Source organism: Herbaspirillum sp. CF444 (genome assembly GCF_000282135.1).
Classification (GTDB): domain Bacteria; phylum Pseudomonadota; class Gammaproteobacteria; order Burkholderiales; family Burkholderiaceae_D; genus Herbaspirillum.
Genome location: NZ_AKJW01000067.1, coordinates 1 through 21,824, shown reverse-complemented (window position 1 = coordinate 21,824; position 21,824 = coordinate 1). Strand labels below are relative to the sequence as shown.

At 59.7% G+C, this 21,824-nt stretch carries 19 protein-coding genes; 10 read left to right on the top strand and 9 right to left on the bottom strand.

Translation table 11 applies throughout. The annotated features are described in order from the left end of the window. From PMI16_RS15660 to def, 3 genes are all read right to left on the bottom strand, one after another. Positions 1-1,158, bottom strand: coding sequence for an HlyD family secretion protein (locus tag PMI16_RS15660; protein ID WP_007881213.1), 1,158 nt, complete (start codon positions 1,156-1,158; stop codon positions 1-3). 337 nt (positions 1,159-1,495) lie between these two features. After that, positions 1,496-1,711, bottom strand: coding sequence for a hypothetical protein (locus PMI16_RS15655; RefSeq protein WP_007881203.1), 216 nt, complete (start codon positions 1,709-1,711; stop codon positions 1,496-1,498). Between the two features lie 343 nt (positions 1,712-2,054). Continuing rightward, on the bottom strand, positions 2,055-2,567 hold the full coding sequence (gene def / locus PMI16_RS15650) for a peptide deformylase (protein ID WP_007881201.1): 513 nt from the start codon (positions 2,565-2,567) through the stop codon (positions 2,055-2,057). Between the two features lie 170 nt (positions 2,568-2,737). On the opposite strand from def, the gene PMI16_RS15640 reads away from it, so the two are divergent. The 4 genes from PMI16_RS15640 to PMI16_RS15625 all read left to right on the top strand — a co-directional run bounded on the left by PMI16_RS15640 (position 2,738) and on the right by PMI16_RS15625 (position 8,177). Then, positions 2,738-3,613 (top strand): hypothetical protein, encoded by an 876-nt coding sequence (locus PMI16_RS15640; RefSeq protein WP_007881191.1) that lies wholly within the window; start codon positions 2,738-2,740, stop codon positions 3,611-3,613. Next, positions 3,603-4,709, top strand: a complete 1,107-nt coding sequence (dprA, locus tag PMI16_RS15635) for a DNA-processing protein DprA (RefSeq protein WP_007881186.1) — start codon at positions 3,603-3,605, stop codon at positions 4,707-4,709. Before PMI16_RS15640 ends, dprA begins: the two co-directional genes overlap by 11 nt. Before the next feature lie 106 nt (positions 4,710-4,815). Then, on the top strand, positions 4,816-5,292 hold the full coding sequence (locus PMI16_RS15630; RefSeq protein ID WP_007881183.1) for a DUF494 family protein: 477 nt from the start codon (positions 4,816-4,818) through the stop codon (positions 5,290-5,292). A 236-nt stretch (positions 5,293-5,528) separates the two neighbouring features. Further along, the gene (locus PMI16_RS15625) at positions 5,529-8,177 is read left to right on the top strand and encodes a DNA topoisomerase III (protein WP_007881181.1); all 2,649 of its coding nucleotides are present in this window, start codon (positions 5,529-5,531) and stop codon (positions 8,175-8,177) included. A gap of 105 nt (positions 8,178-8,282) precedes the next feature. On the opposite strand, the gene PMI16_RS15620 is transcribed toward PMI16_RS15625, so the two are convergent. Then, a complete protein-coding gene (locus tag PMI16_RS15620; RefSeq protein WP_007881180.1) occupies positions 8,283-9,059 on the bottom strand; it encodes an exodeoxyribonuclease III in 777 nt (258 codons plus the stop codon). A gap of 127 nt (positions 9,060-9,186) precedes the next feature. Between PMI16_RS15620 and pyrE the strand changes: the two genes are divergently transcribed. Continuing rightward, positions 9,187-9,849 carry an orotate phosphoribosyltransferase gene (pyrE, locus tag PMI16_RS15615; RefSeq protein ID WP_007881179.1) on the top strand — a complete coding sequence of 221 codons (663 nt, stop codon included), beginning with the start codon at positions 9,187-9,189 and terminating at the stop codon, positions 9,847-9,849. A gap of 85 nt (positions 9,850-9,934) precedes the next feature. Here the strand turns inward: pyrE and PMI16_RS15610 are convergent, their stop codons facing one another. From PMI16_RS15610 to gatC, 5 genes are all read right to left on the bottom strand, one after another. Next, positions 9,935-10,426 (bottom strand): hypothetical protein, encoded by a 492-nt coding sequence (locus PMI16_RS15610; RefSeq protein ID WP_007881178.1) that lies wholly within the window; start codon positions 10,424-10,426, stop codon positions 9,935-9,937. A gap of 174 nt (positions 10,427-10,600) precedes the next feature. Beyond that, a complete protein-coding gene (locus PMI16_RS15605) occupies positions 10,601-11,494 on the bottom strand; it encodes a TauD/TfdA dioxygenase family protein (RefSeq protein WP_007881177.1) in 894 nt (297 codons plus the stop codon). 297 nt (positions 11,495-11,791) lie between these two features. After that, entirely contained in the window at positions 11,792-13,252 is a 1,461-nt protein-coding gene (gatB, locus tag PMI16_RS15600; RefSeq protein ID WP_007881176.1) for an Asp-tRNA(Asn)/Glu-tRNA(Gln) amidotransferase subunit GatB, read from the bottom strand. 48 nt (positions 13,253-13,300) lie between these two features. Next, complete coding sequence (gene gatA, locus PMI16_RS15595; protein WP_007881175.1) at positions 13,301-14,785, bottom strand: Asp-tRNA(Asn)/Glu-tRNA(Gln) amidotransferase subunit GatA; 1,485 nt, start codon at positions 14,783-14,785, stop codon at positions 13,301-13,303. A gap of 84 nt (positions 14,786-14,869) precedes the next feature. Beyond that, complete coding sequence (gatC, locus tag PMI16_RS15590; RefSeq protein ID WP_007881174.1) at positions 14,870-15,172, bottom strand: Asp-tRNA(Asn)/Glu-tRNA(Gln) amidotransferase subunit GatC; 303 nt, start codon at positions 15,170-15,172, stop codon at positions 14,870-14,872. Positions 15,173-15,564: 392 nt separating this feature from the next. Here gatC and PMI16_RS15585 point away from each other — a divergent pair, with 392 nt between their 5' ends. The 5 genes from PMI16_RS15585 (at position 15,565) to rodA (ending at position 21,573) form a co-directional block, all read left to right on the top strand. After that, entirely contained in the window at positions 15,565-16,608 is a 1,044-nt protein-coding gene (locus tag PMI16_RS15585; protein ID WP_007881173.1) for a rod shape-determining protein, read from the top strand. A 247-nt stretch (positions 16,609-16,855) separates the two neighbouring features. Further along, positions 16,856-17,968 (top strand): rod shape-determining protein MreC, encoded by a 1,113-nt coding sequence (gene mreC / locus PMI16_RS15580; protein WP_007881171.1) that lies wholly within the window; start codon positions 16,856-16,858, stop codon positions 17,966-17,968. Beyond that, positions 17,965-18,477, top strand: a complete 513-nt coding sequence (gene mreD, locus PMI16_RS15575; RefSeq protein WP_007881169.1) for a rod shape-determining protein MreD — start codon at positions 17,965-17,967, stop codon at positions 18,475-18,477. Before mreC ends, mreD begins: the two co-directional genes overlap by 4 nt. A gap of 31 nt (positions 18,478-18,508) precedes the next feature. Then, entirely contained in the window at positions 18,509-20,455 is a 1,947-nt protein-coding gene (mrdA, locus tag PMI16_RS15570) for a penicillin-binding protein 2 (RefSeq protein ID WP_007881168.1), read from the top strand. Between the two features lie 8 nt (positions 20,456-20,463). After that, positions 20,464-21,573, top strand: coding sequence for a rod shape-determining protein RodA (rodA, locus tag PMI16_RS15565; RefSeq protein ID WP_007881167.1), 1,110 nt, complete (start codon positions 20,464-20,466; stop codon positions 21,571-21,573). The last annotated feature ends 251 nt before the right edge of the window (positions 21,574-21,824 follow it).

Sequence of the window (21,824 nt, the reverse complement as noted above, 5' to 3'; positions counted from 1 at the left end):
TCAGGACTGGAATTTGCCGGACAGGCTGTACAGCGGTTCGAGCGCCCATTCGTACAGGCGTCGCCGGTCCAGCAGGATATCGGCGTCGAGCAGCATTCCGGATTGCAGCGGCTGCGCTTTGCCGTAGGCGTCGATCGCTTGTCGCGCCAGATTGACGGTGATGCGGTAGAGCGGTTCGTTCGAAGCGGCAGAGAGTCCGTTTGTCGTTGGCACGAATGGCAAATTGAGATCTCCGATCGGCAATGCTGTTTTGGAAATGGCGGCGACGATGCCTTTGGCATGGCCGAATTTTTGGTATGGATACGCCTGATAGCGCAACAACACCGTGTCTCCGGTTTTGACGAAGCCGATCGCTTTGCTGGGGACATAGAGCTGCGCTTGCAGGTTGGCCCCGCTCGGAATGATATTGAGCAGCGGTTTGTCGGCATCGACGGTTTGCCCCGGTTCGGCAATGATGGCCGTCGCGGTGCCGTTCTCCGGCGCGATGACGGCCAGCCGGCGTTTTGCCTCGCTTTCGGCGAGTTCTTGCTTGAGATTGATCAGAGTGCGGTCGATTTGCGACAACTGGTTTTGTTGTCGGAGGGACAGGCCGGCGAGTTCATGTTGCTGGTTGCCCAATTCGCGTCGGATGCCGATTTTTTCTCGTTCCAGGCCTTGCAGCCGGTTGCTTTGGTCGAGTTGGTCGATTTCCTTTTGTTGCAGCATTTCCTTGGAGATGTAGTGACGCGCAAACAGATCGCGATAGCGCACCACGTTTTCTTCCGCAAGACGGACGCGCAAGCTTTGTCCTTCTATCTGACTGTCCAGTTGGCTCAGTTCCGCTTGCATGGTGGCGATTTTTTGCGTCAGGGCGCGCCGTTCTTCCTGCTGCAGCAAACGGGTTTTCCCCAGTTCTCCTTGCACCGATTGCTGGCGCAACTCCACCTGCCGGCTGATGGTCTCTTGCGTATTTCCCTGGGTGCGGCTATGGCGTTCGCTGGAGAGCACGTACAAAATGTCGCCGCGTTTGACCGACTGCCCTTCCACGATATATTTTTCCTGCACCAGGCCGACCTGAGACGAATAAACCTTGACTAGCCCCGTACTGGGAAGGAGTTGTCCGCTGACCGTGCTGCGCTGGGTATAGGTGCCGACAATAAGGAAGCTTGCCAGCAACATGACGAAAATGCTTATCAGACCTGTCAGAACATGAAACGACAAAGGACGAACCAGAATGATATCGCCCAGACATTTGTGTTGTTGCGCTTGTATGGCTTGCGATCGGAAAAGATGAGGTTCGGTTTGCATCTGAGGGGCAGGATTGTCGCCTGTAAATGGAAGCGGAGGACTTGTGAAAACGACTGCTTGGCGATTGGCGACGGAGAAGCAGGGAACGCGGCAAACGGGAAAAAATGGGAAAAAACGGGAAAAAACGGGAAAGTCGGAAACAGGCGCCATGGGCATGGCATGCTGCGCAATCCTTGGCGACGCGCCGCCAAGGATCCGGGTCTATCTTTTAAACGCCAGGGCCGTAGTAGGGCGCCGGGTGTGGCCAGCCCAATGCTTCAGTCAGGCCCAACGCGACATTCGCGCCCGCCACGCCGATAATGAAGCCGGCACCGGCCAGAATGGTGGATACGCCTGCGACCAGACCTGGTCCAGCTGGAAAGGTAGGAATCACTAAGCCGGCGCCAGAAACTTCACTGACTTCTTGCATGGAAAGTTCTTGCATTTCGTTTTCCTTGTAAATGAGTAATTTAACCAGTCATGTCAAAATGACATGACGAGAAAATATTGCCATTAAGGAATTTCTTTGTAAATGCAAATGATTGTCATATAGAAACAATATTATTTTTTTAATAATATTTCTAGAGTTTCAGGATATTTTTGTGATGAGTGCATTGGCGTCGAGAGGAAATGGCGCTGACGTCAGGGCGCAATTCCTTGAGAAGAGGAGATGCCGGGGGAGTCGTTTGGAAGATTTGCCTGCTGCTTTGCAATGGAGCAGCAGGAGAAGGAGGCGTGATTACATCAAATCAGCGCGTCATGAGGAGAAAAGGAGGGGACGTTGACTGTCAACCCCGTTTCAACGCACGTTCTTCTTTCAACAGCTTGGTCTTGATGCGGTTGCGCTTGAGCGGCGACAGATATTCCACGAACACCTTGCCCTTGAGGTGATCCATTTCATGCTGGATGCAGACCGCCAGCAGGCCGTCGGCTTCCACTTCGAATTCCTTGCCGTCCGCATCCAGGGCGCGGGCTTTCACGCGTGCCGGACGCTCGACGCCGTCGTAGATGCCGGGCACCGACAGGCAGCCTTCGTCGTAGACCTGTTTCTCTTCGCTGGACCAGGTGATTTCCGGATTGATGAACACGCGCAGTTCGTTGCTGGCGTCGGAGACGTCGATGACGATGACTTGCTCGTGCACGTCGATCTGGGTCGCGGCCAGGCCGACGCCGGGCGCGTCGTACATGGTTTCGGCCATGTCGGCGACCAGCTTCTTGAGACGATCGTCAAACACGGTGACGGGCTTGGCGATTTTATGCAGTCGGGGGTCCGGGTAGCGGAGGATATTCAATAAGGCCATACGTATTTACTCACTGAGCCATCGAGATAGCACTGAGTGATAGCTGTGGGTTGTTCTTGCTAGTTCAAGGATTTGTCGGCAGAATCTGCTTTTATTGTCAATGTTGCAACAAAAAAGACTTTTGGCCGATTCTGGCGTGCGCCGCAATTTGCCGCACTGAGGGGCAATTCGTGAAAAATTTTAGCATAGCCGGACTGACCTTCCTCTTGTTTGGCCTCGCCGGCGATGTTTGTTCAACATCCCCGGACGCGCAAGAGCCCCTGTTGCCCACGGTGCACAAGGCGCCGACAATCAGGAGCAGCGCATTGCCGCCGGCACCCGTCGCGGCGATAAGCAGCCGCATGCTGGCGCCTTTGCAGAACTTGCCGATGGTGATCGACGCCACCGTGTTGGAAAGCGCGCCGCGTATCGTCGCCGCGCATGAACGGCGCGCGTATCTGGCCGGGGGCGACAAGATCGTCGTGCAGGGCGAGTTGCGCGGCGCATCCGAATTTCGTCTCGTGCGGACGGTCCGGCGCTTGCTGGATCCGGTCAGTAAAGACTATCTGGGCGACGAGGTCGCGCCGGTTGGTACGGCGACGTTGCTGGAACAAACAAGCGACGGGCTGCATCGTTTTCTGATCACCGATGCCAACCGCGAAATCACGGTCGGCGATCGCCTGATTGCCCAGCCGCGCGAAGCGCCGCATAGCATCACCATCGTTCCCTATCGCTCGCCGCAGGCAGTCGACGCGCTGATCGTGACGATTGCAGACGGCGCCGGCCAGGCGATGCAACATCAGGTCGTGGCGATCAACAAGGGCGTGCGCGACCACATCCGCGAGGGCTTGCTGCTGAGCTTGTCCGCCGCGCAAACAATTCGGCAATCATCGCAAACGTCATCGATACCAACGCTGCCCGAAGAGCCGCGTGGCGTTTTGCTGATTGTCCGGGTCTACGACCGTGTTTCGTACGGCTTGATCACACAAGCGCGCGAACCGGTGCAGGTGGGGGATAAGGCGTACGCGCCACGGCAAGAAAGAATGAGCGCCAAGGATGTTGAATAATGCTTATCTGAACGACACAACGGAGCTGTCCGACTGGCTCCGTCTCACGCAAACCGAAGGCGTCGGCGTGGAAGCCGCCCGCCGGTTGTTGACGGCCTTCGGCATGCCCTCGGACATCTTCGCCGCCGATGTTGTTGCGCTGAGCACGGTGGTGACGGAGCGCATCGCGCGCGCCTTGCTGAAGCCGCCGTCGGCGATGATGCAAAACCATATCGAGCGCACGCTCGCCTGGGTGGGAGAGCCCGATAATCGCATCGTCACGCTGGCCGATGCCGGCTATCCGCAAGCCTTGCTCAACATTCCGGATCCGCCGGTGCTGCTCTATATAAAAGGTCGTGCGGAACTGCTGGCGGCAACGTCGCTCGCCGTGGTCGGCAGCCGCAACGCCACCGCGCAAGGGATACAAAACAGCGAGCGATTTTCCGACGCGGCCAGCCGCGCAGGACTGACCATTGTGTCGGGCCTGGCGCTCGGCATCGACGCCGCGGCGCACGAGGGCGGCTTGCGCGGCAGCGGCTCGACCGTGGGGGTGATCGGCACCGGACTCGACATCGTCTACCCGGCGCGTAACCGCGCCCTCGCGCATCGTCTCGCCGAAGAAGGATGCATCGTCAGCGAATACCCGCTCGGCATGCCGCCGATCGCCAGCAATTTCCCGCGCCGCAATCGGATCATTTCGGGGTTGTCGCGCGCCGTGCTGGTAGTGGAAGCGGCGGCGCAATCGGGTTCGCTGATCACGGCAAGAATGGCGGCGGAGCAGGGGCGAGACGTGTTCGCGATTCCGGGCTCGATTCATGCGCCGCTGTCCAAAGGATGCCACCTGTTGATCAAGCAGGGCGCCAAGCTGGTCGAGTCGGCGCAAGACATTCTCGACGAGCTCGGCAACTTGTCGCTGTCGTCGTCATTGCAGGTGCCGACGGATAATCGCGACGAAGACGTCGTGTTGAAAGCAATGGGTTTCGATCCGATCGCGGGCGACATGTTGAGCATGCGCAGCGGGCTCGATGCCGCCGCATTGAATGCGCATTTGTTGACGCTGGAACTGGATGGTGTTGTCGAATGTTTGCCAGGCGGTATGTACCGTCGTATGAATTAGACAATGCACAAAAAGCAACCGAAAGATATTCTGCGAAAATTTGAAAATCCTGCCATACTGGTTTCATAGACTTGTGTTGTGTCAACCTTCGCGATAGAGTAGAGCCATGTTTGACGTCCTTGTTTATCTGTACGAAACCTACTATCGCCCCGATGCCTGCCCTGAACCCGCGGCCTTGGTCAAGAAATTGACCGCCATTGGTTTTGAGGATGAGGAAATCACACGCGCCCTCGGTTGGCTGACCGATCTCGAAGAAGCCAATCACGAATTCGCCGATCAGTACCCTCAGCAAACCGCCTTCTCCTTCGGTATCCGCATTTACGCCACGCAAGAAATGGACGTATTGGGTACGGAAGCCGTCGGTTTCATCCAGTTCCTCGAATCCGCCAAAATGCTCAACGCCGTTCAACGCGAGATCGTTATCGAACGCGCGCTGGCGGTCGGCGATGCGCCCGTGTCGCTGGAGAAACTCAAAGTCATCGTGCTGATGGTGTTGTGGAGCCAGGGCAAGGAGCCGGACGGCCTCATGTTCGACGAGTTGTTCCTCGACGAAGACGACGACGAACCGCGTCTGTTGCACTAAATCGGTACATCGTTTTCCCGTGGCCGGCACGTCTGTCGCCAACCACAGGCAAGCCGCCGTGCTTGCCGTTTCCTGAGCATCGCGCTTATCATTCCCCCGCAATCCTCGAATATTAGCTACTATATAAAAAGCATATTGCCAATGTGCAATATAAATTCTGCCTGGTCGCCTCATTTTGGTGCCGCCCGGCAAGTAGCTGACGACCACATTTTGTATCCTCTTTTGAGATCCTATTTATGAGCAAGACCCTCATCATTGCCGAGAAGCCCTCTGTCGCGAACGACATCGCGAAGACGCTCGGCGGCTTTACCAAGCACGATGAGTACTTCGAATCCGACGAATACGTCCTGTCCTCCGCCGTCGGCCACCTGCTGGAAATCGCGGTGCCCGAGGAATACGACGTCAAGCGCGGCAAATGGACTTTCACGCATCTGCCGATGATTCCGCCGCACTTCGCGCTCAACCCCATCGCCAAGACCGAGTCGCGTCTCAAGGCGCTCAACAAGCTGATCAAGCGCAAGGACGTCACCGGCCTGATCAACGCCTGCGACGCCGGGCGGGAAGGCGAGCTGATTTTCCGCCTGATCGCGCAATACACCAAGGCCAAGCAACCGGTACAGCGCCTCTGGCTGCAGTCGATGACGCCGGGCGCGATCCGCGACGGTTTCGCCAACCTGCGCAAGGACGAAGACATGCTGCCCCTGGCCGACGCCGCCCGTTGCCGCAGCGAAGCGGACTGGCTGATCGGTATCAACGGCACGCGCGCCATGACCGCGTTCAATTCGAAAGAAGGCGGCTTCTACCTGACCACCGTCGGCCGCGTGCAAACGCCGACGCTGTCGATCGTGGTCGAGCGCGAAGAGAAAATCAAGAAGTTCGTCCCGCGCGACTATTGGGAAGTGCGCGGCGAGTTCGTCTGCGCCGCCGGCATCTATGAGGGCCGCTGGCTCGACAAGATGCACAAGAAGGACGAGAACGATCCGGAGAAGCGTCCCGAGCGTCTGTGGAGCAAGGCCGCCGCCGAATCCATCGTCGCCGCCTGCCGCGGCAAGATCGGCACCGTCACCGAAGAATCCAAGCCGACCACGCAAATGGCGCCCGGCCTGTTCGACCTGACCAGCCTGCAACGCGAAGCCAACTCGCGCTTCGGCTTCTCGGCCAAGAACACGCTCGGCCTGGCCCAGGCCCTGTACGAAAAGCACAAGGTCCTGACCTATCCGCGTACCGATTCGCGCCACTTGCCGGAAGACTACCTGCAGACCGTCAAGGAAACGATGGAGTCGCTGTCCGAGAACAATAATTATCACCAGTTCTCCAAACAGATCCTCAAGCAAGGTTGGGTCAAGCCGAACAAGCGCATTTTCGACAACACCAAGATCAGCGATCACTTTGCGATCATCCCGACCACGCAAGTGCCGAAGAACCTGTCCGAACCGGAACAGAAGCTCTATGACCTGGTGACGCGCCGTTTCATGGCGGTGTTCTTCCCGGCCGCCGAGTTCCAGGTCACCACCCGCTTCACCGAAGTCTCCGGCCATCAGTTCAAGACGGAAGGCAAGGTCATGACCAACCCCGGCTGGCTGGCGATCTACGGCAAGGACATCGTCGACGAGAAAGACGAAAACAGCGGCACCCTGGTCGCCGTCGCCAAGGACGAAAAGGTCAAGACCGACAAGGTCACCGCCAACGGCCTGGTCACCAAGCCGCCAGCGCGCTATACCGAAGCCACGCTGCTGTCGGCCATGGAAGGCGCCGGCAAGCTGATCGACTCCGACGAGCTGCGCGAAGCGATGGCTGGCAAGGGCCTCGGCACGCCGGCAACGCGCGCGGCAATCATCGAAGGTTTGCTGAACGAAAAATACCTGCTGCGCGAAGGCCGCGAAATGATGCCGACCGCCAAGGCGTTCCAACTCATGACGCTGCTGCACGGTCTCGGCGTGGACGAACTGACCGAGCCGGAACTGACCGGCGAATGGGAACAAAAGCTGGCGCAGATGGAGCGCGGCAAGATCAGCCGTGAAGAGTTCATGCGCGAGATCGCCCAGATGACGCAAATCATCGTCAAGCGCGCCAAGGAATACGACAACGACACCATCCCCGGCGACTACGCGACGCTGAAAACACCGTGCCCGAATTGCGGCAGCGTGGTGAAGGAAAACTATCGCCGCTTCGCCTGCACCAAGTGCGAATTCTCGATGAGCAAGACGCCGGCCGGCCGTCAGTTCGAAATCCCAGAAGTGGAAGAACTGCTGGCCAACCGCACCATCGGCCCGCTGCAAGGTTTCCGCTCCAAGATGGGCCGTCCGTTCGCGGCGATTCTGAAGATTTCGCGCGACAACGAAATCAACAATTACAAGCTCGAATTCGACTTCGGCCAGAACGACGGCGAAGGCGAGGGCGGCGAACCGGTCGACTTCAGCGAACAGACGCCACTCGGCCCTTGCCCGAAATGCGGCAGCGGCGTCTACGAAATGGGTCTGGCCTACGTCTGCGAAAAGCAGGTCGCCAAGCCGAAGGCCTGCGACTTCCGCAGCGGACGCATCATCCTGCAGCAAGAAATCCTGCCGGAGCAAATGGCCAAGCTGCTCAACGAAGGCAAGACCGACTTGCTGCCGGGCTTCATCTCGCAACGTACACGCCGTCCGTTCAAGGCCTTCCTGACGCGCGGCAAGGACGGCAAGATCAGCTTCGAGTTTGAAGAGCGCAAAGCCAAGGCGCCCGCCAAGGGCAAGGCTGCAGCAGCCACAGCAGAAGGCGACGACGCCGAAACCACTGCCAAGGCCAAACCGGCCGCAGCAGCGAAGAAGCCGGCCGTCGCCAGGAAACCTGCGGCGGCAAAGAAGCCTGCCGTTAAAAAGGCCGCACCGAAAAAAGCCGCCGCGTAATCTCAAGCTTACGCGACCGGTTTTCTTTCGTGCACAAAAAAGCCCTCGTTATCGAGGGCTTTTTTATTGCCGCCGGCGCAGCGGTCAAGCAAGGGAGAAAGGTGATCAGCCCTTGTAATCAATCGTCAGCGGCGCGTGATCCGAGAAGCGCGCTTCCTTGTAGATCGCCGCCGTTTTCGCCTTCTTCGCGATACCGGCCGTTGCGATGTGATAGTCGATGCGCCAACCCACATTGTTGGCCCACGCCTGGCCGCGATTGCTCCACCAGGTGTAGGCGTCGCCGGTGGTTTCCGGATGGATGGTGCGATACACGTCCACCAGGCCCAGCTCGTCAAACACGCGTGTCAGCCAGGCGCGCTCTTCCGGCAGGAAGCCCGAGTTCTTCTGGTTGCTCTTCCAGTTCTTCAGGTCGATTTCCTTGTGCGCGATGTTCCAGTCGCCGCAAATGACGATCTCGCGGCCGCTGTCCTTCAACTCCTGCAAGTGCGGCAAGAACACTTCCATGAAGCGGAACTTGGCTTGCTGGCGTTCTTCGCTCGACGAGCCCGACGGGCAATACAGCGAGATCACCGTGATGTCACCGAAGTCGCACTCGACATAGCGGCCTTCATCGTCGAACTCCTTGGTGCCGAAGCCGATGCGCACGGCATCCGGCTTGCGCTTGCTGTACAGGCCGACGCCGGAGTAGCCTTTCTTCTCGGCATAGTGGAAATGGCCGACATAACCCTTCGGCGTCAGGAATTCCTCGGTCATGTCGGCTTCCTGCGCCTTGAGTTCCTGCACGCAGATGAAGTCGGCGGATTCCTTGGCCATCCACTCGAAGAAACCCTTTTTGGCGGCGGAGCGGATGCCGTTGAGATTGGCGGAGACGATTTTTGGCATGGGGAAACTCACGTAAAAGTCAGGCGCGTAGCATACCTGATTCATTTAAAATGTGGGTCTTTGCAAGCCAGCGCTGTCGGGCGGCAGCGCGCGGGTTTCTCCGCAGACAATTTTTCGGGAATATATTTTGAGCAACTTACGACAAGAATTCATCGAGTTCGCCGTTTCCGCAGGCGTACTGCGTTTCGGCGAGTTCATCACCAAGGCCGGCCGCACCTCGCCGTACTTCTTCAACGCCGGCTTGTTCAACGAAGGCGCCGCGCTGGCCAAGGTCGCGCAGTTCTACGCACAGACGCTGCAAGAGTCGGGCGTCGAATACGACATGCTGTTCGGCCCCGCCTATAAAGGCATCACGCTGGCGTCCGCCACCGCCGTCGCGCTGGCAGGCCACGGCCGCAACGTGCCGTTCGCCTACAACCGCAAGGAAGCCAAGGACCACGGCGAAGGCGGCACCATCGTCGGCGCCAAGCTGCAAGGCCGCGTGGTGATCATCGACGACGTCATTTCGGCAGGTACTTCGGTGCGCGAATCGGTCGACATGATCCGCGCAGCAGGCGCCACCCCATGTGCCGTCCTGATCGCGCTCGACCGCATGGAACGCTCCGGCAAGGACGACGCCCTGTCGGCCCACTCGGCCGTGCAGGAAGTCGCCAAGGCCTACGACATGCCCGTGATTTCCATCGGCAACCTCAACGACCTGCTGGAATATCTGGCCCACGCCGGCGCCGATGCGCAGCTCTCGCAATACAAGGACGCCGTGGCGGCGTATCGCACGCGTTACGGCGTCTGATGCACGTCTGGTACAGGCTTTGATTGCTGTATAAAAAACAATGCCCCTCACGGGGCATTGTGCATTTTGAAGGAGGAGGCGTGGCTCAGATTGCCTTAATGCCGACGCCATGTCGCTGCAGGCGATCGTCCAGTTCGCCGATCTGCGCGGCAACGGCGTTTTCCGTCAGCTGGCCGCGTTGCTGGATGTCCTGCTGCACCGACTCCAGCTTGTTGGTCAGCGCGCTCAGGTGCGCGTTCTGACGTTGCTGCAGCTGCTGCAATTCACTTTGCAGATAACCGCGCAATTCGATGAAGCGCGACTTCTCCGCCTGGTCGGCCAGATCGCGCTGCGTATCGAGCTGCTTGGTCAAGCGGCGCGTCTCGAACAGCACGCTGGTCTGCAACGCCATCACATACAGCAGGAAGACCGCCGCCAGCACGATCACCACGCCCAGCATCACCAGCCCCAGCGGCGCCTGGAAGTCGGTGAACACCAGCGTCAGCTGCGTCGGCGCCAGGAAGGCCTGCCAGTTCACAGCGGCAAAGATGCCGACCAGCGCCAATACCACGATCATGAAAGTTGTGCGGAATCTCATTGCATTCTCCTTGTGTTGTTCGAATAGTGGGGACAGATTACGCAATTTGGACCCGGCACGAGGAGCGTCGTTCCTTATTCGATGACAACAATGCAAGATTGCCAATAAAAAAGCCCTCCGGAGAGGGCTTTTAGAGACGTTGTCTTACTTATTCATTGCCAAGGCAGAAACAACTCAAAACGGCACATCGCCTTCCACCGTCGTGCGATACAGCGTGCGGCGCAGATGCTGCGGCGTGATCGGTGCGTAATGCACGGTGCTGCGGTTGTCCCAGAACACGATATCGTGGGCGCGCCATTTGTGCGTATAGACGTTCCCGGCACGCACCGCATGCTCATGCAGCAGCTTCAGCAGCGCATCGCTTTCATCCTTCGGCAAACCGATGATGTGCGACGTAAAACCCTCACTCACGAACAAGGCCTTGCGACCGCTTTCCGGATGCGTGCGCACGACCGGATGTTCGACATCGGGCACCTCATCGATCTGCTTTTGCGTCAGGTCGACGCGCCAAGGCGTCAGCGCCTGCAAGCGACGATAGCGGTACACGTAAGAATGCACGGCGCGACGTCCCTCGATGGTCTTCTTCACATCAGCCGGCAAGCTGTCATAGGCGTTGAACATGTTGGCAAACTGCGTGTCGCCCTGTTCCGGCGGCAGCTCTTGCGCATGCAACAACGAGCCCAGGCTGGGCCTGAGCATGTACGACAGATCAGAATGCCAGTCCGCGCCCGCATCGACCAGGCCGATCGGTTGACCGTTTTCCACCACGTTGGAAACGATCATGATTTCCGGATGATTCTTGAGGTGAAAACGATTGAGCACATGCACTTGCAACGGCCCGAAGCGGCGGCTGAAAGCAACGTGCTCTTGCGGCGTGATGCGTTGGTCGCGCAGGACGATGACGCTGTGCTTGACGAGCGCGGCGCGCAGTTCGGCAATGTCGCGATCCGACGTCAGGTTGATATCGAGACCGGTGATCTCGGCGCCGAGCGGGCCGCTGAAAGGACGGATAGTGAAATTGTTTTCCGCGACAGCGGGACGGGTTTGCAATGCGGTTGCGCTAGCCATGATGGGTCCGTAAGCTCAATGACGAAGGCGGCGCGAAGCGAGAGACCAAGCGGGACGACGCACAACGAATATGGCCGGCACGATCAGCAGGGCCGCCTTACAAAAGACAAAAGAAAGGCAGAAAATCCCATTACACCCGGCGTCGGACAAGGCGACAACGAATAAGTTGGCATATTCATATGCGATTTTTGATTATGTCGGCCGTAGTCACGTCTCATCCCTCATCGTGGACCGCCATGAAAAAAGCCGCTGCACAGGCAGCGGCTTTGGCGACTGAATCAAGTCGTTGGCGGGAAATCAGCCCGCCAGTTTCTTGCGCAGCAACTCCGTCAACTGCGCCGGATTAGCCTTGCCCTTGGTCGCCTTCATGGCCTGACCGATCAGTGCGTTGATGGCTTGCTCCTTGCCTGAGCGGAACTCCGCCACCGACTTCTCATTCGCCGCCAGCACCTGATCGACGATGGCTTCCAGTGCGCCGCTGTCGGAGATTTGCTTCAGGCCCTTGGCGTCGATGATGTCGTCGGCCAGCGTGTCCTTGTCGGACCTGGCTTCCCACATGCCGGCGAAGACTTCCTTGGCGATCTTGTTGGAGATCGTGCCGTCGGCGATGCGCTTCAACAGCAGCGACAGTTGCACGGCGCTGACGGGGGCGTCGGCGATGTCGGTGTCTTCGCGGTTGAGGGTGGAGGCGACGTCGCCCATGAGCCAGTTGGCGGCGGGTTTGGCTTGTTCTTTGCCGGCGGCGGTGACGACGGCTTCGAAGTAGGATGCCATCGACTTCGATTGCGTCAGTACGGCGGCGTCGTATTCGGGCAGGCCGTAGTCGTTGACGAAGCGCTCGCGCATGGCGCCCGGCAGTTCCGGCATGGTGGCTTTGACGCGCTCTATCCATTCCTGTGCGATGACCAGCGGCGGCAGGTCCGGGTCGGGGAAGTAGCGGTAGTCCTGCGCGTCTTCCTTGCTGCGCATGGAGCGCGTTTCTTTCTTGTCCGGATCGTAGAGGCGCGTTTCTTGGACGACGGTACCGCCGTCTTCGATGAGCTCGACCTGGCGACGCACTTCGTAGTTGATAGCGTCTTCCATGAAGCGGAAGGAGTTCAGGTTCTTGATCTCGCAGCGGGTGCCGAATTCTTTCTGGCCGACCGGGCGCACGGAAACGTTGGCGTCGCAGCGGAAGGAGCCTTCCTGCATGTTGCCGTCGCAGATGCCGAGCCACATCACTAGCGAGTGCAGGGCCTTGGCGTAGGCGACGGCTTCGGCGGCGCTGCGCATGTCGGGTTCGGTGACGATTTCCAGCAGCGGCGTGCCGGCGCGGTTGAGGTCGATGCCGCTCATGCCCTGATAGTCTTCGTGCAACGACTTGCCGGCGTCTTCCTCGAGGTGGGCGCGGGTCAGTTGCAGGGTCTTGATTTCGGCCTTGCCGTCTTTTTCCAGCACGAAGGAAATCTTGCCGCCCTGGACCACCGGGATTTCAAACTGGCTGATCTGATAGCCCTTCGGCAGGTCGGGGTAGAAGTAGTTCTTGCGCGCAAACACCGAGCGCGGCGCGATCGTTGCGCCGATGGCCAGGCCGAACTGGATGGCGCGTTCGACGGCGCCTTTGTTCAGCACCGGCAAGACGCCCGGCAATGCCAGATCAACCGGGCTGGCCTGGGTGTTGGGGGCGGAGCCGAACTGTGTCGACGAGCCGCTGAAAATTTTGGATTCGGTCGAAAGCTGTGTATGCGTTTCCAGACCGATGACGACTTCCCACTGCATAGTATTCCTCGCTGATTCTTTGTTTGTTTCGTGGCCTGCGTTCGGCGCTCAGGCCGGTGCGCGCAGATGCCAATCGGTGACTTGCTGGTACTGATGCGCGACGTTCAGCAGGCGCGCTTCATCGTAGTAGCTGCCGATGATTTGCAGGCCGACCGGACGCTTGCCATTTTTGTCGCCCTGGCCGCCATGTCCAAACCCGCATGGGATCGACATGCCCGGCAAGCCTGCCAGGCTGGTCGACAGCGTGAAGATGTCGGCCAGGTAGTTGGCCACCGGATCGTCGGTCTTGTCGCCCAGATCCCATGCCACGGTCGGCGACACGGGGCCCATGATGACGTCGCACTGACGGTCCGGGCCGAGCAGCGCGTTCTGGAATTCCTGCGCGATCAGGCGGCGAATTTTTTGTGCCTGCAGGTAGTAGGCGTCGTAATAACCGTGTGACAAAACGTAGGCGCCGACCAGGATGCGGCGCTTCACTTCGTCGCCGAAACCTTCCGCGCGCGACTTCTTGTACATGTCGGCGAGATCCTTGTAATCGGCGGCGCGATGGCCGTAGCGCACGCCGTCGAAACGCGACAGATTGGACGATGCTTCCGCCGGTGCGATGACGTAATACACGGGGATCGACAGTTCGGTTTTGGGTAGCGAAATGTCGACCAGGGTGGCGCCGAGTTTTTCGTATTCGCTGAGCGCGGCGCGCACGGCTTGTTCGACGTCGGCGGCCAGGCCGGCGCCGAAGAATTCTTTCGGCACGCCAATACGTAAACCCTGCAAACCTTTCAGGCCATCGTTGATCAAGCGGTTGAAATCTTCCTTCGGACGTTCGATGCTGGTCGAATCGCGCTGATCGAAACCGGTCATGGCGTTGAGCAGCAGGCCGCAGTCTTCGGCGGTTTTTGCGATCGGGCCGCCTTGATCGAGCGAGGAGGCAAACGCGATCATGCCGTAGCGCGAGACGCTGCCGTAGGTCGGCTTGATGCCGGTGACGCCGCACAGCGAAGCCGGCTGGCGAATCGAGCCGCCGGTGTCGGTGGCCGTTGCCGCCGGCGCGAGACGTGCTGCGATTGCCGCGGCCGAACCGCCGGAGGAGCCGCCGGGGACGGCAGTCTTGTCCCACGGATTTTTGACCGGACCGAAGTAAGAGTTTTCGTTGCCCGAACCCATGGCGAATTCGTCGCAGTTGAGCTTGCCCAATGTAACAGTGCCGGCCGCGTTGAACTGTTCCACCACGGTTGCATCAAACGGGCTTACATAATTTTCCAGCATCTTCGAACCGGCCGTCGTGCGCCAGTCGCGCGTGACGAAGATGTCCTTGTGCGCGATCGGGATGCCGGTCAATGGCGTGACGTTGTTGGCGGCGATGCGTTGGTCGGCTTGCGCGGCTTGCTTGAGCGTGAGTTCGCGGTCGACGTGCAGGAAGGCGTTGAGGTCGCTGGCGCCGATGCGGTCGAGGAATAAAGTGGCCAGTTCGGTCGCCGAGATTTTCTTGGACTGCAGTAGCGTCGAAAGCTCTTTAATGGTCTTGGTGTGCATGGAAAAGATATTCGTTTTTCAGGTTCTGTGAGGCTGAGGATGCGCGGTGCGAACGAGGCAAGCGGCGCGATGGCTGGGCGAAGATTATTCGATGACCTTGGGCACGAGGTACAGGCCGTCCTGGGTTGCCGGGGCCGGTTTCTGGTAGTCGTCGCGGTGATTGGTTTCGGTCACGGCGTCTTCGCGCAGGCGCAGCGACAAGTCGGTGGTCAGCGCCGCAATCGGATGGCTCAGCGGCTCGATGCCGGTGGTGTCGACCGCTTTCATCTGTTCGACCAGGGAAAAAATGCCGTTCAGTTTGTCCAGGGTTTGACCTGCTTGTTCATCTGTCAATTCCAGGCGGGACAGATTGGCAATGCGCTTAACATCGGAAAGGGCTAGAGTCATGATAGGAAGGTACGCGCGGGGCGCAAGAGCTAGTGTGTTGAAAAATCGCGTCGTTGGCCATGCACGCGCTTGCAATTACGCAGGTAAATGCCGGTAAAAACGCAGAAGTATCTGGCATCAGGCAAGGATTATTGACAGTTTTGCCTGCTGGTTTCTCTCAAATTATAAGGTAGAATGTAGGACTAATGCCTTGCTGGCGCCGATTTGTGTCGCCGCAGTCATAAAAGAAGCCGTTGCAAAATGAAGCTGACGTTGCCGCGTCGCCCCTGTTGTACTCCCTTACCGTGCAGGGCGGCGCCTCCGGGCAGCTTCATTTTGCAACGGCTTCTGAAAAAAGATACCCCACTTACACAAAATGCAACGCGCGCGACTCTGGCGCATCAGGACACTTCATGTTTGGATTTTTACGCAGTTATTTCTCTAACGACCTCGCTATTGACCTTGGAACGGCAAACACTCTGATTTACGTACGTGGTCAAGGCATCGTCCTCGACGAGCCGTCGGTTGTGGCGATCCGCCAGCAAGGCGGCCCCAACGGCAAAAAGACCATCCAGGCAGTCGGCAAGGAAGCAAAACAGATGCTGGGCAAGGTTCCCGGCAATATCGAAGCCATCCGCCCGATGAAAGACGGCGTGATCGCCGACTTTACCGTCACCGAGCAGATGCTCAAGCAATTCATCCGCATGGTGCACGACTCCAAGCTGTTCCGTCCGTCCCCACGCATCATCATCTGCGTTCCCTGCGGTTCGACCCAGGTGGAGCGCCGTGCGATCCGTGAATCGGCGCTGGGCGCCGGCGCTTCGCAGGTTTACCTGATCGAAGAGCCGATGGCGGCGGCAATCGGCTCCGGCCTGCCGGTGTCGGACGCAACCGGCTCGATGGTCGTCGACATCGGCGGCGGCACCACCGAAGTCGGCATCATTTCGCTGGGCGGCATGGTGTACAAGGGTTCGGTGCGCGTCGGCGGCGACAAGTTCGACGAAGCCATCGTCAACTACATCCGCCGCAACTACGGCATGCTGATCGGCGAACAGACCGCCGAAGCGATCAAGAAGGAAATCGGTTCCGCCTTCCCCGGCTCCGAAGTCAAGGAAATGGAAGTCAAGGGCCGCAACCTGTCCGAAGGCATTCCACGCTCGTTCACCATCTCCAGCAACGAAATCCTGGAAGCGTTGACCGATCCGCTGAACAACATCGTTTCCGCCGTAAAGAATGCTCTGGAGCAAACTCCACCGGAACTGGGCGCCGACATTGCCGAAAAGGGCATGATGCTGACCGGCGGCGGCGCGCTGCTGCGCGATCTGGACCGTTTGCTGATGGAAGAAACCGGCCTGCCGGTGATCGTCGCCGAAGACCCGTTGACCTGCGTGGTGCGCGGTTCCGGCATGGCGCTCGATCGCATGGACAAGCTGGGTTCGATCTTCTCCAACGAATAATTCCGTTACAGGAGCCTGGTCAACCTCGAGGAACTGAAACGCGCCTATGACAGAGCACAAGCAGATTTGGCCGGTGCTGCGAACTTCCGGTTCGCACAGCGGCGAAATCTCGGCTGCGACGGCGCGTTGTCTTCCCGATATTGATCGCAACCTTCCCGCTATCCGTCCGCTGTTCATCCTCCAGCCCGCCCTGTGCGGGCTGTTGCGGTTTTCGGCGTCCCCGGCATCGGTCTCGGCCTGACCATCAATGGATATCCCACCACTCTTCAAACAAGGCGCATCGGCCCGCGCCCGCGCCGGCTTTTTCGCCCTGATCGCCATCGTCATGCTGGTGGTCGACTCGCGCATGCACGCCCTGACCATGGTGCGGCAGGCGGTCGGCACCGTGTTGTATCCGTTCCAGGTGGTGGCGTTGATGCCGCGCGATGCGGCGTATCGGGTCGGCGACTATTTCAACTCGCTCAACGCGCTGCAAAAGGAAAACGACGCCCTGCGCCGCCAGCAGGCGATGAACGCCCAACTGCTGCAGCAAGAGCGCCAGATGGCCGCCGAGAATGGCCAGTTGCGCAATTTGCTGAGCATGCAGCAGCGCATCCACAGCAAATCCATCGTCGGTGAAATCCTGTACGACGCGCGCGACCCGTTTACCCGCAAGATCATCCTCAATCGCGGCTCCCAGCAAGGCGTGGCGCCCGGCCAGCCGGTGATCGACGACGTCGGCATCGTCGGCCAGGTGACGCGCGTGTTTCCGTTTACGTCCGAAGTGACGCTGCTGACCGACAAGGACCAGGCCATCCCGGTGCAGGTCTTGCGCAACGGTTTGCGCAGCGTGGCCTACGGTCGCGGCCAGTCCGGCGTGCTCGATCTGCGTTTCATGGCGGCCAATGCCGACATCCAGAAGGGCGATGCGCTGGTGACGTCCGGCATCGACGGCGTGTATCCGCCGGGTTTGTCGGTAGCCAGCGTGCTGCAGGTCGAAACCAAGTCGACCGACGCCTTCGCCCATATCGTCTGCCTGCCGTCTGCGGGCGTCGATCGTCATAAACAATTGCTGATCTTGCTGGTGGAGCAGACAACGCCGCCGCGTCCCGACCCGGAAGGCGCGCCGGACAAGGCCGACAAGCTGCTCAAGCGTCGTTTCCGCGACAGTGCGAAAGAGGGCGAAGCGGTGCCGGCCAAGGATGCGCCTAGCGAAGATCGCAAGGGGCAGGCGCCGACAGCCACGCCGGCAGCCGCAGCCCCGGCCGCCGCTGCGTCAGTGGCCAAACCGGCCGTCCCTGCACCTGCAACACCCGCAGCCAAACCGGCGGCCGCCCCTGCTACACCTGCCGCCGCACAACCAGCCAAGAGCGCCCGATGAACGATCCACATTACATCCTGCTGCCGGCGAATCCGATTTTCATCGCGTTCAGTCTGATCGCGGCTTTCCTGCTCAATCTGCTGCCTTGGGGGCAATGGGTCGGCGTTCCCGATTTCGTCGCGCTGGTGCTGGTGTTCTGGGCCATCCACGAGCCGCGCAAGATCGGCATCAGCATCGCCTTCATGATGGGCCTGCTGATGGACGTCAACGAAGCCACGCTGTTGGGCGAAAACGCATTGGCCTATACGCTGCTGTCGTATTTCTCGATCATGATCCACCGCCGCGTGCTGTGGTTCCCGGTCGGTACGCAAGCCCTGCACATCCTGCCGCTGATGCTGCTCACGCAAGCCGTGCAACTGCTCGTGCGCCTGATGGTCAGCGGCAAATTCCCGCATTGGTATTACTTCAGCGAGAGCTTCGTCTGCGCGCTGTTGTGGCCGCTGGTGACATGGCTGCTGCTCGCGCCGCAACGACGCGCGATCAATCGCGACGACAATCGTCCGATCTGATGGATGAAGATTACGAATACGACAGAGCAGCATGACAGAATTCAAAAACACCGAGCATGAACTCAAGCTCTTCCGACTGCGCCTGTTCGCGGTGGCGGTGCTGGTGCTCGTGTGTTTCGGCCTGCTGACGGCGCGTTTCATCTGGCTGCAGATCGTCCGCCACGACGCCTACGCGGCGCAGGCGGAAGAAAACCGCATCTCGGTGGTGCCCATCGTGCCCAACCGCGGTCTGATCCTGGACCGCAACGGCGTCGTCCTGGCGCGCAATTATTCCGCCTATACGCTGGAAATCACGCCGTCCAAGATCACCATCGGGCTCGACGAGCTGGTCGATCAGCTCAGTACGCTGGTGGACATCCAGCCCAAGGACCGGCGCCGCTTCCGCAAGCTGCAGGAAGAATCCAAGAATTTTGAAAGCCTGCCGATCCGCACGCGCCTGACCGACGAAGAGGTCGCCAAGTTCACCGCGCAGCGCTATCGTTTCCCCGGCGTCGACATCCAGGCGCGCCTGTTCCGTCAATATCCTTACGGCAAGACCGCCGCGCACGTGATCGGCTACATCGGCCGCATCAGCCAGCGCGACGCCGACCGCATCGCCGACGCCGACGACGAAGCCAACTACAACGGCACCGACTACATCGGCAAGGAAGGTCTGGAAAAGAGTTACGAAACCCAGCTGCACGGCACCACCGGTTACGAAGAAGTGGAAATCTCCGCCGGTGGCCGTGCCGTGCGCACGCTGTCGCGCACGCCCGCCAGCCCCGGTCAGAACCTGATCCTGTCGATCGACATCGAGCTGCAAAAAGTGATCGAAGAAGCCTTCGGCGACCGCAAGGGCGCACTGGTGGCGATCGATCCCGCCACCGGCGACATCCTGGCCTACGTGTCGCAGCCGTCGTTCGACCCCAACGTCTTTGTCGAAGGCATCGACCAGCAAACCTGGGACGAGCTCAACAACTCGCCCGATCGTCCGTTGATCAATCGTCCGCTGTCCGGCACTTATCCGCCCGGTTCGACCTACAAGCCGTTCATGGCGCTGGCGGCGCTGGAGCTGGGCAAGCGCAAGCCGTCCGACTCCATCCGCGATCCCGGCTTCTTCTGGCTCGGCAACCACAAGTTCCGCGACGACAAGGAAGGCGGCCACGGCGTGGTCGACATGTACCGCTCGATCGTCGTGTCTTGCGACACCTACTATTACATGCTGGCCAACGACCTCGGCGTCGACGCCATCCACGATTTCATGAAGCCGTTCGGTTTCGGCCAGATCACCGGCATCGACCTTGAACACGAGCGCAAGGGCCTGTTGCCGTCGACCACCTGGAAGAGCAACGCCTACCGCAAGCCGGAGCAGCGCAAGTGGTACGCCGGCGAAACCATTTCTCTGGGCATCGGCCAGGGCTACAACGCCTTCACGCCGATCCAGATGGCGCACGCCACCGCGACGCTGGCCAACAACGGTGTCGTCATGAAGCCGCACCTGGTCAAAATGATCGAAGACGGCGTCACGCATGAGCGCACCGTGACCGTGCCGAAGGAAAGCTACCGCATTCCGCTCAAGCAGGAAAACATCGACGTCATCAAGCAAGCCATGGTCGGCGTGAACAAGGAAGGTACCGGCGCGCGCGTGTTTGCCGGCGCCGAATACACCTCGGCCGGCAAGAGCGGCACCGCGCAGGTGGTGTCGATCAAGAAGAACGAAAAGTACGACGCCAAGCGCCTCGCCACGCATTTGCTGGATAATGCGCTGTTCACGGCGTTTGCCCCCGCCGACAAGCCGCGCATCGCGCTGTCGGTCATCGTCGAAAACGGCGGCTGGGGCGCGGAAGCCGCGGCGCCGCTGGCGCGCAAGGCGATCGACTTCTATCTGCTCGGCAAGCGTCCCGGCGACAAGACCAAACCGGCCGGCAAGGGCGATGACGCCGCTGCTGCCGCAGCAGCTACCGGACCGGATCCGGTCGGCAACGACATCAGGGATTGAACAACACCATGAGTTTGCACCGACCCCCTCTCTGGCAAATCATCAAACCGCACCTGGCGGTGTTTGACGGCGCGCTGTCGCTGATCATTTTCCTGATCATGTCGGTCGGCATCGTCACGCTGTATTCGGCGGGCATGAACTTCCCCGGCCGCGTCGAAGACCAGTTGCGCAATATTCTGGTTGCCTTCATCGTCATGTGGATTGCGGCCAATGTCTCGCCGCAGACGCTGTTGCGGTTTGCCGTGCCGATTTACACCATCGGCGTGGCGCTGCTGATCGCCGTGGCGCTGTTCGGCATCGTCAAGAAAGGGTCGCGACGCTGGCTCAACATCGGCATGGTCGTACAGCCCTCTGAAGTCATGAAAATCGCCATGCCGCTGATGCTGGCCTGGTACTTCCAGAAACGCGAAGGCATGATCCGCTGGCCGGTATTCCTGATCGCGGGGGTGCTGCTGGCGGTACCGGTCGGGCTGATCATTCGTCAGCCTGACCTTGGCACCGGGGTGCTGGTGCTGGCGGCTGGTTTCTATGTCATCTTCTTTGCCGGTTTGTCATGGAAAGTGCTGACCGGCTTGTGCGTGGCCGGCGCCGCCAGCCTGCCGGTGATCTGGTCGGTATTGCATGACTACCAACGCCAGCGCGTGATGATGCTGATCGATCCGACGTCCGATCCGCTCGGCAAGGGTTTCCACATCATCCAGTCGACCATCGCCATCGGCTCCGGCGGCATCACCGGCAAGGGCTGGCTGATGGGCACGCAGACGCATCTGGAATTCATTCCCGAACGCACCACCGACTTCATCTTTTCGGTGTATTCGGAAGAATTCGGCCTGATCGGCAACCTGATCCTGCTGGTGCTGTACCTGCTGCTGATCGGTCGCGGGCTGATGATCACCGCCAACGCGCCGACGCTGTTCACGCGCTTGCTGGGCGGCGCGATCACCATGATTTTCTTCACCTACGCCTTCGTGAACATGGGCATGGTCAGCGGCATCCTGCCGGTGGTCGGCGTGCCGCTGCCGTTCATGAGCTACGGCGGCACCGCGCTGGTCACGCTGGGCCTGGGCGCGGGCATTCTGATGAGCATTCAGCGACATCGCAAGCTGGTGCAGACTTAGGCCGGGCCATCCGGACAGTTTCTCTTTGTAACGTTAGTTTCTCCCGACAGACATTTCGGGGATGCTTCCGATACTCTGGTATCGTTGCGCTTGCCTGTGTTTGCAAGCCTGATAAAACTAACAAGTCTGGGAAGATTGCAATGCGAGATTTTCTTGCCCGCTCGGCGTTTCTGTCGAGCCCATCGCGCCTGTTGCGCTATGTTTCAATTCTGGCGCCGCTGGCGCTGGCGGCCTGCGGCAGCGCGCCGCCG